This is a genomic window from Shewanella frigidimarina NCIMB 400 (assembly GCF_000014705.1).
Classification (GTDB): domain Bacteria; phylum Pseudomonadota; class Gammaproteobacteria; order Enterobacterales; family Shewanellaceae; genus Shewanella; species Shewanella frigidimarina.
Map to the genome: position 1 here is coordinate 2253598 of NC_008345.1, position 15834 is coordinate 2269431.

At 40.6% G+C, this 15834-nt stretch carries 15 protein-coding genes; 5 read left to right on the forward strand and 10 right to left on the reverse strand.

Annotation, left to right across the window (positions count from 1 at the left end; genetic code table 11):
* Positions 1–296 precede the first annotated feature (296 nt).
* Positions 297–1817 carry a mannitol dehydrogenase family protein gene (locus SFRI_RS09785; RefSeq protein ID WP_011637364.1) on the forward strand — a complete coding sequence of 507 codons (1521 nt, stop codon included), beginning with the start codon at positions 297–299 and terminating at the stop codon, positions 1815–1817.
* 5 nt (positions 1818–1822) lie between these two features.
* Positions 1823–2743 (forward strand): carbohydrate kinase family protein, encoded by a 921-nt coding sequence (locus SFRI_RS09790; RefSeq protein ID WP_011637365.1) that lies wholly within the window; start codon positions 1823–1825, stop codon positions 2741–2743.
* Positions 2744–2885: 142 nt separating this feature from the next.
* Here SFRI_RS09790 and SFRI_RS09795 read toward each other — a convergent pair whose 3' ends face one another.
* The 9 genes from SFRI_RS09795 to SFRI_RS09835 all read right to left on the reverse strand — a co-directional run bounded on the left by SFRI_RS09795 (position 2886) and on the right by SFRI_RS09835 (position 10310).
* Entirely contained in the window at positions 2886–4262 is a 1377-nt protein-coding gene (locus SFRI_RS09795; protein WP_011637366.1) for an anti-phage deoxyguanosine triphosphatase, read from the reverse strand.
* A gap of 9 nt (positions 4263–4271) precedes the next feature.
* Complete coding sequence (gene yfbR / locus SFRI_RS09800) at positions 4272–4859, reverse strand: 5'-deoxynucleotidase (RefSeq protein WP_011637367.1); 588 nt, start codon at positions 4857–4859, stop codon at positions 4272–4274.
* A 112-nt stretch (positions 4860–4971) separates the two neighbouring features.
* Positions 4972–6186, reverse strand: a complete 1215-nt coding sequence (locus SFRI_RS09805; RefSeq protein WP_011637368.1) for a pyridoxal phosphate-dependent aminotransferase — start codon at positions 6184–6186, stop codon at positions 4972–4974.
* A 280-nt stretch (positions 6187–6466) separates the two neighbouring features.
* Positions 6467–7027: an elongation factor P gene (gene efp, locus SFRI_RS09810; RefSeq protein ID WP_011637369.1), complete on the reverse strand. Its 561-nt coding sequence runs from the start codon at positions 7025–7027 to the stop codon at positions 6467–6469.
* A 49-nt stretch (positions 7028–7076) separates the two neighbouring features.
* Positions 7077–8264: an elongation factor P maturation arginine rhamnosyltransferase EarP gene (gene earP / locus SFRI_RS09815; protein WP_011637370.1), complete on the reverse strand. Its 1188-nt coding sequence runs from the start codon at positions 8262–8264 to the stop codon at positions 7077–7079.
* 93 nt (positions 8265–8357) lie between these two features.
* Entirely contained in the window at positions 8358–8885 is a 528-nt protein-coding gene (gene fldA, locus SFRI_RS09820; RefSeq protein WP_011637371.1) for a flavodoxin FldA, read from the reverse strand.
* Between the two features lie 50 nt (positions 8886–8935).
* Positions 8936–9208, reverse strand: a complete 273-nt coding sequence (gene ybfE / locus SFRI_RS09825; RefSeq protein WP_011637372.1) for a LexA regulated protein — start codon at positions 9206–9208, stop codon at positions 8936–8938.
* An 8-nt stretch (positions 9209–9216) separates the two neighbouring features.
* Positions 9217–9438 carry a DUF2788 domain-containing protein gene (locus SFRI_RS09830; RefSeq protein WP_011637373.1) on the reverse strand — a complete coding sequence of 74 codons (222 nt, stop codon included), beginning with the start codon at positions 9436–9438 and terminating at the stop codon, positions 9217–9219.
* Between the two features lie 98 nt (positions 9439–9536).
* Entirely contained in the window at positions 9537–10310 is a 774-nt protein-coding gene (locus SFRI_RS09835) for an alpha/beta fold hydrolase (RefSeq protein WP_011637374.1), read from the reverse strand.
* 305 nt (positions 10311–10615) lie between these two features.
* Here SFRI_RS09835 and seqA point away from each other — a divergent pair, with 305 nt between their 5' ends.
* From seqA to SFRI_RS09850, 3 genes are all read left to right on the forward strand, one after another.
* Complete coding sequence (gene seqA, locus SFRI_RS09840; RefSeq protein ID WP_011637375.1) at positions 10616–11242, forward strand: replication initiation negative regulator SeqA; 627 nt, start codon at positions 10616–10618, stop codon at positions 11240–11242.
* A gap of 54 nt (positions 11243–11296) precedes the next feature.
* Positions 11297–12940 carry a phosphoglucomutase (alpha-D-glucose-1,6-bisphosphate-dependent) gene (gene pgm / locus SFRI_RS09845; protein WP_011637376.1) on the forward strand — a complete coding sequence of 548 codons (1644 nt, stop codon included), beginning with the start codon at positions 11297–11299 and terminating at the stop codon, positions 12938–12940.
* Between the two features lie 170 nt (positions 12941–13110).
* Positions 13111–13518 (forward strand): hypothetical protein, encoded by a 408-nt coding sequence (locus SFRI_RS09850; protein ID WP_011637377.1) that lies wholly within the window; start codon positions 13111–13113, stop codon positions 13516–13518.
* A gap of 80 nt (positions 13519–13598) precedes the next feature.
* Here the strand turns inward: SFRI_RS09850 and katG are convergent, their stop codons facing one another.
* Complete coding sequence (gene katG, locus SFRI_RS09855; RefSeq protein ID WP_041412930.1) at positions 13599–15785, reverse strand: catalase/peroxidase HPI; 2187 nt, start codon at positions 15783–15785, stop codon at positions 13599–13601.
* Positions 15786–15834: the final 49 nt, after the last annotated feature.

Below are 15834 nucleotides of genomic sequence, written 5' to 3' on the forward strand. Positions count from 1 at the left end.
TTTACTCGTGGTAATTTTTGTTTGGCGATAAATTTGATCACCAAATGCCATGAATGTTCCTCAGTTTTTAACCTATCTCATTATTTTTATTCATTCTTTTGTGGGGATTCGTCAGGCTCTGAAACGACATAAGAAAATAAATTTGTAATTGAGTATTAATAACTCAAGGTTAATGGCTAATCTTAATAGCTTAAGGCTAATGATATTAATGAAGCATTCGCTTTGAGTTAGCCGTGTTATTCATTAGATAACACATATATCCATATTGTTTAATTATTTTATGAGGCACAATCCACATGGATCATTCTCAAGATTCAAATGTTCAACTGAACACGTTAAACCAACAAAGTTTGTCAACATTACCCGCTAATGTTGATGTGCCAAAATACGACCGTAGCCAGTTAACCGCTGGGATAGTACATATTGGGGTTGGTGGTTTTCATCGAGCTCACCAAGCTATGTATATTAATGAGTTGTTGAAGCAGCCTGGTTCTGAGTCTTGGGCGATTTGTGGTGTCGGTTTGTTAGAAGCTAATCGCAGTCTTCGTGATGTGTTGGTGAAACAAGACTATCTGTACAGTTTAACAGTACGTCACCCGAATGGTCAGATTGATCATCAAGTCATGGGGTCGATGATTGATTTTTTATTTGCACCAGAAAACAAACAACAGGTTATTGATAAACTGATTCACTCAGATACTAAAATTGTGTCGTTAACCATTACAGAAGGCGGTTATAACTTTAACCCTGCAACGGGTGAGTTTGATTTCAACAATCCAGACATTATCCATGATATGGCGAATCCTAATGACCCTATCACTGCATTTGGTTATTTAACGGCAGCACTTAAACAGCGTAAAGCTAAGGGCATGAAACCTTTTACCATTCAGTCTTGTGACAATATTCAGCATAACGGCGACATGACCCGTAAAATGTTATTAGCGTTTGTGAATAAACACGACGCTGATTTAGGCCAATGGATTGATGATAATGTCGCGTTTCCTAATGCGATGGTTGATCGTATTACTCCTGTAACAACCAAAGCGGATATCGAGTATGTGGCTAACACATTACACATTAACGATGAATGGCCAATTACGTGCGAAGCCTTTACTCAATGGGTGATAGAAGACAACTTTAGTGATGGCCGCCCAGCGCTGGATACCGTTGGTGCACAATTTGTCAGTGACGTAACACCATTTGAAAAAATGAAAATCCGTTTATTAAATGCAGGCCATTCAGTATTAGGTTTATTAGGTTCTATTCATGGTTTTGCCACGATTGATGAGTCGGTAACCGATCCATTATTTGCAACTTATTTACGTAAATTTATGGACGATGAAGTAACGCCGTTAATTGAGCAACTTGAAGGTATTGATTTAACACAATACAAAGACACGTTAATTGAACGTTTTGCCAATCCAAACATTAAAGACAGTTTGGCGCGAATTTGTCTCGAAAGTTCAGCCAAGTTACCAAAGTTTATCATTGCTTCAATTAATGAAAATATCGCATTAGGCCGTGATACTTCATTGGCAACATTAGTGATTGCAACCTGGTGTTTATACAGTGACAAACGGGTAGACCAACAAGGGAATGCGTTAGAGATTAACGATCAAATGGCCGCCCAATTACATGCGTATGCCAATAAAACAGCTCAAGATCCATTAGCGTTTTTGCAGTTAACAGATTTATTTGGTGATCTAAACAATCAAGCCAGTTTCTGTAAAGATTATCGTCAAGCGATTACGGCCTTATATGCACCGGGCAGTGACATTAAATCGATTATGCAAGCAAGATTACAAGCGAAAGGTTAAGCCGCATGAATAGCATATTAATTAATCATAAAGCTAAGGCCGACATTAGCATCAGTTGTTTTGGCGAAGTATTGTGGGATTGTTTCCCTGATGGTAAGCGTGTTGGCGGGGCACCTTTAAATGTGTGTGTCAGACTTAATGCCCTAGGCATTAAAGGTTCAATGATAAGTGCCGTTGGCGATGATCCACTAGGACATGAGCTCGTTAGCTTTATAGATGATCGCGGCGTTAATCGCGACTGTATCGCTATCGATCCCGTTAAAAGCACCAGCACAGTTCAAGTCACTTTAGACAAAAATGGATCTGCGTCATATGACATTGTCGCCGATACTGCCTGGGATAATATCGCATTAACAGAAGATATTATTGAGCAAGTTAATCGTACTGATGTGTTGGTCTTTGGTAGCTTGATTGGACGCAATGATGTGTCTCTTAATACCTTAACAGCTTTAGTTAAGTTGGCATCGTTTTCGGTGTTTGACGTTAACTTACGTGCGCCGCATTATCAGATTGATAGTGTGATTAATTTGATGAAAAAAGCTGATTTCATTAAATTAAATGACGATGAGTTGTATGAAATAGCCAAAGCGATGGGGTCGCCATTTCATTCTTTAGAACAAAATTTGGATTTTGTTGCCATTCAAACAAATACAGACTACTTGTGTGTCACCAAAGGCAGTCATGGTGCATTACTGAGTATTGGTGGACAGAAGTATTATAATTCAGGTTATTTAGTCAATGTAGTTGATACCGTCGGCGCCGGAGATTCGTTTTTAGGCTCGTTACTGTATCAATTATGCAGTGATAGTAATCCGCAGTATGCGATTGATTTTGCTTGTGCTGTGGGTGCTATGGTTGCTGAGTCTCATGGCGCTACGCCAATGATCACCTTAAATGAAATACAAGCGTTTATGCATCCGGTATAAATTGATTGGTGTTTTTGTTTTGTTTTATTTTTTGTGAAGTGTGAAGTGTGAAGTTTGGGTTATTTCCCCTTTATATAACCCGTTAGCGCTTGGTTGTTATAACCAAGCGCTTTTTTTATGAAAATAAACAGGACAATAAATGTTATTGCTCGCGACTTAACTCCATAATGCCTGCGGTTTTTGAACCAAATAATTGCTGATGTAAACGCCCAGCAAATTCATCGGTCATTCCAGAAATATAATCAGCAATCACCCGCATTGGATTATTATTGGCATTCCGCTCTGCTAACCATCGGTCCCGAGTATTAATCGGTAACAGACGTTCAGGATCCGAGGCAAACGCTTCAAACAATTCCATCACAATCTGTTGGCCTTTGTATTCCAACATCTGGATTTCAGGTTTACGAATAACATACTTAAATACTAATTGTTTCAGTACATGCAATGCAGCAGCAAAGTCGGGCTCTAATTCGGCATTATATTTTAGTAAGTCTTCGTCAAATTGCGAATTGGTGCTAATGCCAATCGCGGTGACGAAACCGTTGACCAAGGTACCGATAGCATCTTTGCGTAAATGATGTTCATGAGAGAATAGCTTGTCACCAATGTTAGCGATTTCAGATATCAGCCATTGATCTTTTATTTCAGTTAATTGCTCAACCACATCGCGCTGCCACTGATGTTGGTTAACAATCCCCATGACAATAGCATCTTCGAGATCATGTACGGCATAAGCAATGTCATCGGCTAATTCCATAATCGAGCAATCAAATGATTTATAGCGCGTCTTTAAATGGGGATAATCTACATGTGTATGGTTTTGTTCACTGCTGATAAACAACTGCCTATCCGATGCTGATAATGCTGCTAATACCCAATCAATAATGGGCATATCATCATCAAACAATCCTTTTACAGGTGGCCATTCTGAGGGTTTTAATTGGCGATGGTTGGCAATGTCGGGCCTAAGCTGATCGATATACAATTGCGAATAAGTTGCTGGGTATTTCATTACCCCAAGCAAAGTACGCCGAGTAAGGTTCATCCCCCATGAAGGGGTATAGGGTTCTAAACGAGTTAAAATTCGAAAAGTTTGCCCGTTGCCTTCAAAGCCACCGTGATGGCGCATCATGTAATTTAATGCGACTTCACCGCCGTGGCCAAAAGGTGGATGACCGATGTCGTGAGCCAAACAAATTGATTCAATGAGGCTCATTGAATTGAGTAAATACCTAAGGTCTGGATATTTTCGACGCAGCTGAGCAATTATGCCTGTACCAATTTGTGATACTTCTAATGAATGCGTTAGCCGTGTACGATAAAAGTCATTCATGCCAACACCAAGCACTTGCGTTTTGGCTTGAAGCCGACGAAATGCTGCTGAATGTAGAATACGTGCGCGGTCACGCTGATATGGGCTGCGATGATCATTACGGCGCTGTTTATCTTCACCGAGTAAACGTTGCTGCCAACGACTGTTCTGTTCTGCATTACTGGACTCGATGGTGTTATCAGGCATAAAATTCCTTTACAACATTTGATTAATTTCGTCTAAATTCAAGGTGAAACTTGGAATAAAACAATCACGGAAATAACTTACTGCCGGGTTAGGGTTGTCGTCTAACATTTGTTCTAAACGTTTACGGGCACTATTAAATTCACTGTTACCGGCTTTTTGTTCTTCTAAACACTTTAAATATGCGCAGAGAGTATCAGCAGCTTTCACAATGGCTTTGTATTGTGGATCCGCTGCTTCACTGATAAATAGGCTGCGGTAATCGTCTTTAAACTCATCAGGCACCATTTCTAACATTCTCTGTTCAGCAATGGCTTCAATCTTTTTATATTCGGCTTCAATTTCTTTATTAAAGTATTTTACTGGTGTAGGTAAATCGCCGGTTAAAATTTCGCTAGCATCATGATAGATGGCAATGGTTGCTGCTTCATTAGCGTCTAAGTTGGTAGCGAATTTTTTATTACTGATAATCACTAAAGCGTGAGCGACCATCGCCACTTGTAGTGAATGCTCTTGAACGTTTTCGCGGCGTACATTATGCATTAACGGCCAACGTTGGATCAGTTTCATCCGAGATAAATGGGCAAATAAATGACTCATGAGACTCCTTACTGCGCTCAATAGTTTGTCTCAGCTTACATGAGCTTTTCAATAAAAAAAAGCGACTGTTCAGTCGCTTAGTATTTTATTAGTGAGATATCTCGTTAAGATGTTATTGACGATAGTCTTCTAAAAACTCACCAAACTCAGTGAGCGCTTTAGCCAAGTCTTCTTTATGGGGTAAAAAAACCACTCTAAGGTGATCTGGCTCAGGCCAGTTAAAGGCAGTTCCTTGTACTAACAGAATTTTTTTGGTTTTTAACAAATCAAGCACCAAACGTTCATCATCACGTAAATTAAACTTTTTCATGTCTAATTTCGGGAATGCGTATAAGGCTCCTTTAGGTTTTTTACAGCTTACCCCAGGAATTTGATTAAGCAATTCGTACACCGCATCGCGTTGTATGGTTAAGCGGCCGTTAGGTAATATCAGCTCATTAATTGACTGATAACCGCCTAATGCCGTTTGAATGGCATGTTGATTGGGTACATTGGCACACAGACGCATAGACGCCAGCATCTCTAAGCCTTCAATGTAACTTTTGGCAGCTTTTAAATTACCCGACAACATCATCCAACCAACACGGAAACCTGCGGCGCGATAGGCTTTAGATAAACCATTAAAGGTAATGGTTAAAATGTCGTCAGATAAACCAGCAGCAGGAATATGTTTGGCTTCGTCGTATAAAATTTTATCGTAAATTTCATCAGCGAATAATATTAAATCGTGTTGACGACATAGCTCAACAACCTCTAACAACAATTCTTTACTGTAAACAGCGCCAGTTGGATTGTTTGGGTTGATTATCACAATCGCACGTGTGCGGCTGCTTATTTTACTTTTAATATCGTCTAAGTCTGGAAACCAATCGGCTTCTTCATCACAACGATAATGGACTGCTTTACCGCCAGCAAGGTTTGCTGCAGCTGTCCATAACGGATAATCAGGTGATGGGATGAGCACTTCGTCATCGGTGTTAAGCAGCCCTTGCATGGCCATTACGATTAATTCAGAGACACCATTGCCGATATAGATATCTTCAATATCAACACCAAAAATACCTTGAGCTTGGTAATGCTGCACAATGGCTTTACGCGCAGAGAATAAGCCTTTTGACTCGCAGTAACCTTGGGCGCTGGGTAAGTTTAAAATAACGTCTCGAACGATTTCTTCTGGGGCTTCAAATCCAAAGGGGGCAGGGTTGCCGATATTAAGCTTTAAAATACGATGACCTTCGTCTTCTAAACGACGGGCCTCTTTATGTACAGGTCCGCGGATGTCATAACAAACGGAATCAAGCTTATTGGATTTGATAATGGGTCGCATACTACTACTCTCGATAACTAAATACGGCTTAAGTTAGCGAACCATAACGAATTTATCGGCATTGTGAAAGAGGCAAACAAGCAAAATGAATAATAATATTAGTGTTAAATGCTGATTTTATAGGTAATTCAGTCTTTGCTTTAGTGTTTTATGCTGTTTATTGGTTGTTCTTCAGTGTGAAATCGGTGTTTTATAACAAAAAAGCCAGCACTAAGTGCTGGCTTTTACTGAGTTGACTTGTGTTATTACTATTTTACTAATAACTCAAGTTAACGGGCGATTAAACGCGCTTCTTGAACTCGCCTGTACGAGTATCAATTTCAATCTTGTCACCCACTTTAACAAAATCAGCGACGGTAACAGTACCACCACCGGTAATGGTAGCTGGCTTCATTACTTTGCCTGAAGTGTCACCACGAGCAGAAGGCTCGGTGTAGATAACTTCACGAACAATGTGCACTGGTAATTCAACAGAAATAGCCTTGCCTTCATAGAAGGTCACTTGGCAAACGTCTTCCATACCATCAATGATATAGTCAGCAGCATCACCTAAGTTGTCAGCTTCTACATCATACTGGTTGTATTCTTCATCCATGAATACATACATAGGGTCAGCGAAGTATGAGTAAGTACAATCAAGACGTTCTAAAATAATATCGTCTAATTTGTCTTCACCTTTGAAGGTTTGTTCAGTACCAGAATCTAGCAATACGTTCTTTAATTTTAACTTAACGATTGCAGCGTTACGGCCAGAACGAGTTGTTTCAGTCTTCTGAACAACCCATGGGCTGCCATCTAACATGATCACGTTACCAGGACGGATTTCATGAGCAGTTTTCATTTCACTATTTCCTATATATTTAGACTTTTTTTATTTATAGAGCAGTATCTTAGCTATTGTTAACGAATTGAACTAGTCGACTCGCAAGATCTGCTTCATTTAACGCGTTAATTGGCCATTCAATAGCATGTTGCATTAAAGACAAATTAACAGAATGTAATTGTTGCCAGTGCATTACTACTGCATTTGTATTCCCCTGATTGAAGGCCAAATTCACCTCAGACCAAGTAGTAGCAATTTCTGGAGCAAGATTATCGCAGTAAATTTGCATAAAAGCTTGTAATTTTACCAAGTGATAATCATCTTCTTGAGGATAAATGTGCCATATGAAGGGTTTTGCAGCCCATTGAGCACGTAAAAACGAATCTTCACCCCGCACAATATTAAAATCACAGCTCCATAGCAAGCGATCGAAACCATTTTGATCGGTCATGGGTAATATATGTAGGGTTAAGTTACCTATTGTAAATTGTTGACCGGGTATCAAATCTTTAATGTCACAGGGCAATATGCTAGTTAAGCTATGTAAACTTCGTCCTTTAGGGATTAGAGCATGAATTGGGGTTAGAGATGCTTGCCATAATTCACACAACGCAGCTAAGGCTGGTGTTTCATAACTAAAGACACTGATAACCGTGTCTTCGGCATTTATCCCTTGTAAACCCAGCTTTTTGAACAACGCTAATTTATGTGTAGAGTCAGCTTGCCATTCGTCTCGTTGATTAAATAATTCACGCTCACAGATAAGCCCGCCAGTCTTAGTGGTAAAACCTGGGAAGTAGAACCACTTTTTAACTCCACTAGGTTGTGAAGAGGGCAACCCATGGCAACCCTCTACCCAATCTTCAGCACTGAGGTATTCAAGGTTTAACCAAGTAGGCGCTTGAGAAAGAGGGTGTTGATGCAATTGATTTATTATGGATTTTATTTGTGATGGTAATTCACAGGCAAATGCTTCAATAACGACGCTACCAGCAGTAAACTCTATATCTAATGGGTTATTCCATTGAAATATATTCACTCCATTGAATGTTTGTTTCGATTTTTGTGGATCTAGCATAGGTAAAATATGTGAAAAACTCAGCAAGTCATCGACCCATAAATTAATGGGGATGTCATATTCTGCTACCAATTGCTTAGCCAAACGCCAGGTGACACCTATGTCGCCATAGTTATCGACAACAGTACAAAAGATATCCCAATGATGATGTAATGGGTTGGAATTATTGACTGACATATTAATCGTTACTTAACCGTTAACCTAAACTATAGGCATAAAAAAGCGGCAATGAAGCCGCTTTGATTCACAAATCTAATTTGTTGATGTGGGTTAGTCTTCTAACTCAGCTAAACACATTTCTTCATAAATTTGCTTAACCCAGCCGTCAACACGTTCTTCGGTTAGCTCTGGCTGACGATCTTCGTCAATCCCTAAACCGACAAAGTGCTTGTCGTCTGCCATGCCTTTAGAGGCTTCAAAGTTGTAGCTTTCAGATGGCCAATGGCCAATGATAATACCGCCTCGAGCTTCAACAATGTCACGTACCATGCCCATCGCATCAAGGAAATATTCAGCATAATCTTCTTGGTCACCACAACCAAAAATAGCGACTAACTTATCGGTAAAGTCGATTTGCTCAAGCTCTGGGAAAAAGTCGTCCCAATCACACTGTGCTTCGCCGTAATACCATGTTGGAATACCAAACATAAGCAAATCGTATTCAGCAATTTGCTCCTTGGTGCTCTTCGCGATGTCTTTAACATCAAGCATGCTTTTACCCAGTTTTTTCTGGATCATTTTGGCTACAGCTTCGGTGTTGCCAGTGTCGCTACCGAAAAAAAGACCTACAGTTGCCATTGTCTATCCTTTAAATATCTAGTTCGCGTTGTGCGATGTTCTAAAAAGTCTCAGTTGTCGAGTTGCTGTTGCAGAATAAATTCGATTAACTGGCTACGGCTGATGTTACTGTTCAAAGCTTGTTGGTTCAAGGCATCATACAAATCTTGTGACACCTTTAGCTCTATTCGCTTTAAACCGTTAGCGCGATCACGCTGAATTTGGTTACGCTTATTGATCTTTAATTGCTGCTCCCGAGAAAGAGGGTTACTTCTCGGACGCCCACGGCGAGTTTCTGCGGCAAAAAGGTCAATAGTCGTTCTATCTGTTGTTTCTTTTGCCATTGTACTCTTTAACCGATCCCAGAGCCTTCCCAGGTCATCTGAATAATACCTTTTGCAATAAACCCGGCGCAGCCGAGGAATAACACTGCCCAAACAATATATCGACCAAATTTAGGGACTTCACCTTGTTTAAGCACATCATGGATAGCCATGCCGATAAAAAAGAATATCGATGCAAAAAACAAGTTTAAGCCTACAACTTCAATTTGTTCCATGTATTGGTTTAACATACTTCTACCTTCGCTATTGAGTGTCTGGCGAAAAGAGGGCGCGAATATATCACATCACGATACAATCGGCTATGTTCAAAAGGGTAAATATTAAAAATTTACCCTTGGTTTTGTTCAATAAACTCAGACACGATGCGATTAAATATCTCAGGTTTTTGTGCGTGTAACCAATGGCCTGTACCGTTCAATGTTTTTGCACTGGCTTGTGGAAATTGGCGCATGATTTCATCTCGATGCTCAGCAGTGACATAATTGGACTCACCGCCACGGATAAATAGTGCGGGTTTATCAAAATGATCGTTACCGGTTAAAGGCAAATCCCAACCGATAATACGGTCGTAAGATTCGATTAGCCCAGTTAAATTCATTTTCCACTCAAAGCCGCTGTCGGTGCGTTGCAAATTCTTTAGTAAGAACTGAGATGTCGGCTCATCAATACCGGCGTTGATCAAATGTGCTAGGGCAGACTTTCGAGTGGTATCGCTGTTTAATACTAAACTGGTTAGGCCTGCAAACACGGTTTGATGTCTTGGGCTATACGCTACCGGTGCGATATCTGCGATCACTAAGCTTTTAATACGTTCGGGGTGTAAAAGTGCCATTGCCATCGCAATTTTCCCGCCCATTGAATGACCGACTACATGGACTTGTTTGATGTGTAAATCATCGAGTACATCAATCATGGCATCAGCAAGTTGGGGGTAATCCATGTTGTCCCAATGCTCGCTTAATCCATGATTAGGCACATCAACCCGTATGACTTGATGTTGCTGCTGAAGAACACTGCCGAGATTTTTTAGATTATCAAGATTACCAAAAAGCCCATGAATAAGTAGGACAGCTTCACCTTGACCAGAAGATACATAATGCATAACGCAACAAACTCATTGGAACAATTAATGCTGAAGATTTTGCTGCAATGCGTCAGTCAAATCAAGTTTTGCAGACTCTCGCCGCCATAGTTGCTGGTATTTTAAACTGCTTTTAATAAAAACTTGGTAATATCGTCCATTAAATGATTTTGCCACTTTATTAGTAGGTTAAGCATGGCTTACACTGAAGCAATATTTTTTTGATCGCATTAATGCTAATTCGATCTGCGATCCCGACTTACCTGATGCCAATTTTATTTTTGGCTACAGTAATGACAAAGACTAATAGAAAAAGGATGACTCTGATGAAATACATTGAAATTGACGAAGAACTTTATCGCTTTATTGCCAGTAAAACTGAACGCATCGGCGAAAGCGCTTCCGATATTTTGCGTCGTTTATTGAACTTGTCAGTAGAAAATGTCGATGTAAGCTTACCGACAGACATTAGTCACCCAAGTTTAGAATCGCAATCGCCAGTGAATCGTCATCCCGTTTTTGATCAAGCCAAAGCGGCTGTAGAAAAAGTCATCGCTGATCAAAATAGCGCAAATGAGCATTATCCTGTAGATGAAGACATTGCATCGTCAACCAGTATTGATTTTGATGCCATGGTTAGCCAGCACTTATTGAGCCAACAGAAAGGTGCCGTCGGGCGTTTTATGTATTTATTATCCAGTCTTGAATCCACTGCTGGCAGTGATTTTGACAAAGTGCTTAATGTGCAAGGCAAAGGACGTTTGTATTTTGCCCGTTCTAAACAGGCTTTATTAAATTCAAGTAAATCTTCTAATCCAAAAGAAATCGCGTCAAGTGGATTTTGGGTCACCACCAATAACAATACCGCCAAAAAACAAACCATCTTAACTGAGGTATTGGAACATTTAGGTTGTGACAGTGAAAGAGCGAAGAGCATCGCCGAACACATTTAACTTTTGAGTTTTGTCGAAAATTCCATTTTCATTTTACTAACTAGGAGACCATTCGTGGCCATTCATCAACGCGCAGGACAGCAAGCTTTACAAACGGATTTAGTGAATATTCCTAAATTGATGAGTCATTATTATCGCATTATTCCCAATGTGGAAGACGTGCAACAAAAAGTGACATTTGGTACATCGGGTCATCGAGGCAGTGCGTTTTTATCCAGTTTCAATCAAAATCACATTTGGGCCATTACCCAAGCTGTAGTCGATTATCGCCATTCAGCCAATATTAGCGGGCCAATGATTGTGGGGTTTGACACCCATGCTTTGTCTTATGCAGCATTTATGTCTGTGGTCGAAGTATTAACGGCTAACCAAGTTAAAATGTTAATTCAACAGCATGATGGTTTTACTCCAACACCAGTAGTGTCTCAAGCGATTGTTCGTGCAAATTCCTCAGCACCTGCTGCGTTAATCGATGGGTTAATTATTACTCCTTCGCACAATCCTCCACAAGATGGTGGCATTAAGTACAATCCACCTCATGGTGGCCCAGCTGAAGGTGAAATTACTAAACTCATCGAAACCAAAGCCAATGAATATTTAGCCAATCAGCTTTCAGGGGTTAAAAAAGTCAATTATGGCGTCGCCGTTAAGTCGGGTTGGATTGATGAAGTCGATTTTATTGCACCTTATGTTGAATCTCTTGCTGAAGTCATTGATATGGATGCCATTAAAAAAGCCAATATTCGTATAGGTGTCGATCCTCTGGGTGGTTCGGGTATTTACTACTGGGAGAAAATTGCCGCTAAATATGGTGTAGATATTACCTTAGTCAATGACAAAGTTGATCCCACATTTGGTTTTATGCCATTAGATAAAGACGGAAAAATTCGAATGGATTGCTCGTCTCCTTATGCCATGGCAGGTTTGTTAGCGTACAGCGAAGATTATGATTTGTGCGTCGGTAATGACCCGGATTATGACCGTCACGGTATTGTTTGCCCAGGCTTTGGGCTGATGAACCCTAATCATTATTTGGCGGTAGCGATAGATTATTTAATGACTCATCGTCCGCAATGGTCTGAGTCACTGGCTGTGGGTAAAACCTTAGTATCGAGTGCAATGATTGATCGTGTGTGTAACGCCTTAGGTCGACAATGCTTAGAAGTGCCTGTGGGCTTTAAATGGTTTGTTGCTGGTTTAGCAAATAGCACGATTGCTTTTGGTGGCGAAGAAAGTGCTGGTGCAGCGTTTTTAAAACGTGACGGCAGTACCTGGTGTACTGATAAAGACGGCTTTATTTTAGCATTACTAGCGGCTGAGATTTTAGCCGTAACAGGCAAAACACCTGCACAACGCTATAAAGAGTTAACCGATCAATTTGGCGAAAGTTTTTACACTCGTATCGATAGCCCAATTAGTCTTAAGAAAAAAGCTAAGTTTGAACAGTTAAATCGTGACAGCTTTACCGACACAGAATTAGCGGGTGAGGCGATTACAGCAATATTAAGTCATGCACCAGGTAATAATGCTGCGATAGGTGGTATTAAAGTGACCACTGAGAATGGCTGGTTTGCTGCGCGTCCATCGGGTACTGAAGCCTTATTTAAAATCTATGCTGAAAGCTTTATTAGTCAGCAACATTTGGATGAGATTATTGCTCAAGCGCAGACAATGATTGATGGAGCTCTAAAAGGCTAATGAACTTTTGCTCTATCTAAAAGCACTGATCTTTCAGTGCTTTTTTGTGGTCTATTTTTTACTAACGACTCTGTGATAAGTTAATTTTTATTGAAATCACTTTTACAACAAAAGCACTCTGTAATATTGTTGTTCAAAATTTCTTTATTATTGTTTCAAGGAAGAATTGAATGAAAAAATACCTTTCACTTATCACGCTATCACTTTTTATTACGGCGGGTTGCCAAACCCAGCCTGAGATCGCTACATTGCCTGAAGCTACTTTTAATCATGATATCGTTATTATTAATTCTGCTCAGTTAAATCAATATTGGTCACCACAAACATTAAAACCTGTGATGTTAAATAAAAGACCTGATTGGCTACCTAAAGGTGCTGGTAAAGGTGAATATTATCAAACGATTGATTCAAATGGTAATGAAGTCAGCAAAACGTTAATTAGCTCAACACCAGAAGGTTGGATGACACAGGCATTGTTGAATAAAATGCCTAAACAGCAGTTTAAGCCTACCGCGCAAAATGACAAGCGGCTTCCGGTTAAAGTGAAATTAGAATTTGAAGTGAAGCGGATGAATTAAACATATTTTTGTCGTGTTGAATCATTAAAACAGGTGCAGAAAATTTATTCTACACCTGTTTTTTATATTGGCAGTAAGGTTTACATAAGATCAAACCTATCTGCATTCATTACTTTAGTCCATGTTTTAACGAAATCGTTAACAAACTTCTCTTTTGCGTCGTCTTGCGCATAAATCTCTGCATACGAACGTAAAATAGAGTTTGAACCAAAGACTAAATCGACTCGGGTTGCAGTCCATTTCACTTTATCGGTGCTGCGATCCACGATGTGATAAAGGTTTTTACCTGCAGGTTTCCAGTTATACGACATATCAGTTAAGTTGACAAAAAAGTCATTTGATAACACACCAACATTGTCGGTAAATACGCCATGTTTGCTGTTGTCGTAGTTGGCACCTAATACTCGCATACCACCCACCAATACCGTCATTTCATGCGCGGTTAGTCCCATTAATTGGGTACGGTCGAGCATCATTTCTTCTGGCTGAACAACATAGTCTTTCTTTTGCCAGTTTCTAAATGCATCGTGTAGAGGCTCTAATACGTCAAAAGATTCAACATCTGTTTGTGCTAGGGTTGAGTCACCGCGACCAGCGGCAAAAGGCACCTTAACGTGAACACCAGCCGCATGAGCTGCTTTTTCTACTGCAGCAGTGCCGCCGAGTACAATTAAGTCTGCAATACTGACAGATTTAGTTAAGCCTGCTTGAATAGTCGCTAACACGGCTAATACTTTTTGTAATCTTGCCGGCTCATTGCCTTGCCAGTCTTTCTGTGGCGCTAAGCGAATACGAGCACCGTTTGCTCCGCCACGAAAATCTGAGCCACGGAAAGTGCGGGCGCTGTCCCAAGCGGTAGCAACAAGTTGAGCAATACTTAATCCACTGGCCAAGATTTTAGCCTTAATATCGGTAACTTCTTGTTCAGTTAAGCTGTAATCAACTTGTGGAATAGGGTCCTGCCAAATTAACTCTTCAGCGGGAACATCAGTTCCAAGATAGCGACTTTTAGGGCCTAAATCACGATGGGTTAATTTAAACCAAGCTCGGGCAAATACCTCGGAGAAGTAAGCTGGATCTTGATAAAAGCGATCTGAAATTTTTCGATATTCAGGGTCCATTTTCATCGCCATATCAGCGTCTGTCATAATAGGACTTAGGCGAATCGAAGGGTCTTCAACATCAACAGGCTTATGTTCTTCTTTAATATTGATAGGCTGCCATTGCCAAGCACCTGCAGGACTCTTTTTAAGTTCCCAATCGTAATTAAGCAATAACTCAAAGTAACCATTGTCCCACTGTGTTGGATGGGTTGTCCAAGCGCCTTCAATACCACTTGTTACAGTATCGCGGCCAATACCGCGGCTTGTTTTGTTTAACCAACCTAAACCTTGGTCTTCAAGCTCTGCGCCTTCTGGAGCGGCTTCGAGGTTTTCTGCTCGACCATTACCGTGACATTTACCGACAGTGTGTCCACCAGCAGTAAGGGCGACAGTTTCTTCGTCATTCATTGCCATGCGTTCAAAGGTGACACGAATGTCTTGTGCAGTTTTTAACGGATCCGGTTGACCATCTACACCTTCAGGGTTGACATAAATTAACCCCATCATCACAGCAGCTAATGGATTTTCAAGGTCGCGTTGTCCAGAGTAACGACTATTTTCAGCGTCGCTTGCTGCCAGCCATTGTTTTTCTGAACCCCAGTAAATATCTTTTTCTGGATGCCAAATATCAGCACGGCCACCAGCAAAACCAAAGGTTTTTAAGCCCATTGATTCATAAGCAATAGTACCTGCGAGTATGATTAAATCTGCCCAAGATAACTTATTGCCATATTTCTTTTTAATTGGCCACAGTAATCTACGTGCTTTGTCTAAATTGGCATTATCTGGCCAGCTGTTGAGGGGCGCAAAGCGTTGATTACCGGTTCCAGCACCGCCGCGTCCATCTGCCATACGATAAGTTCCAGCAGAGTGCCAAGCCATACGGATCATCAGACCGCCATAATGGCCCCAGTCGGCAGGCCACCAATCTTTACTATCAGTCATTAACGCGCGAAGATCTTGTTTTACCGCAGACAGGTCGAGGCTTTTAAAAGCTTCGCGATAATCGAAATTTGGATCCATTGGATTGGTTTTATTGTCATGCTGGTGAAGAATATCGAGATTAAGTGCATTAGGCCACCATTCCATTACGTCGCTTGCGACTGTGGTATTGCCACCGTGAGCTACTGGGCACTTGCCTTGGGTATGTTGTGCTTTGTCCATGATAGGTTCCTTTATCACTAAAAATAGCATAAATTTTATGCATCACTGG

What these genes read in the sequence shown, in the direction of transcription:
- SFRI_RS09785 (WP_011637364.1), top strand. Translation starts at nt 297, where the DNA reads ATGGATCATTCTCAAGATTCAAATGTTCAACTGAACACGTTAAACCAA.
- SFRI_RS09790 (WP_011637365.1), top strand. Translation starts at nt 1,823, where the DNA reads ATGAATAGCATATTAATTAATCATAAAGCTAAGGCCGACATTAGCATC.
- SFRI_RS09795 (WP_011637366.1), bottom strand. Translation starts at nt 4,262, where the DNA reads ATGCCTGATAACACCATCGAGTCCAGTAATGCAGAACAGAACAGTCGT.
- yfbR (WP_011637367.1), bottom strand. Translation starts at nt 4,859, where the DNA reads ATGAGTCATTTATTTGCCCATTTATCTCGGATGAAACTGATCCAACGT.
- SFRI_RS09805 (WP_011637368.1), bottom strand. Translation starts at nt 6,186, where the DNA reads ATGCGACCCATTATCAAATCCAATAAGCTTGATTCCGTTTGTTATGAC.
- efp (WP_011637369.1), bottom strand. Translation starts at nt 7,027, where the DNA reads ATGAAAACTGCTCATGAAATCCGTCCTGGTAACGTGATCATGTTAGAT.
- earP (WP_011637370.1), bottom strand. Translation starts at nt 8,264, where the DNA reads ATGTCAGTCAATAATTCCAACCCATTACATCATCATTGGGATATCTTT.
- fldA (WP_011637371.1), bottom strand. Translation starts at nt 8,885, where the DNA reads ATGGCAACTGTAGGTCTTTTTTTCGGTAGCGACACTGGCAACACCGAA.
- ybfE (WP_011637372.1), bottom strand. Translation starts at nt 9,208, where the DNA reads ATGGCAAAAGAAACAACAGATAGAACGACTATTGACCTTTTTGCCGCA.
- SFRI_RS09830 (WP_011637373.1), bottom strand. Translation starts at nt 9,438, where the DNA reads ATGTTAAACCAATACATGGAACAAATTGAAGTTGTAGGCTTAAACTTG.
- SFRI_RS09835 (WP_011637374.1), bottom strand. Translation starts at nt 10,310, where the DNA reads ATGCATTATGTATCTTCTGGTCAAGGTGAAGCTGTCCTACTTATTCAT.
- seqA (WP_011637375.1), top strand. Translation starts at nt 10,616, where the DNA reads ATGAAATACATTGAAATTGACGAAGAACTTTATCGCTTTATTGCCAGT.
- SFRI_RS09850 (WP_011637377.1), top strand. Translation starts at nt 13,111, where the DNA reads ATGAAAAAATACCTTTCACTTATCACGCTATCACTTTTTATTACGGCG.
- katG (WP_041412930.1), bottom strand. Translation starts at nt 15,785, where the DNA reads ATGGACAAAGCACAACATACCCAAGGCAAGTGCCCAGTAGCTCACGGT.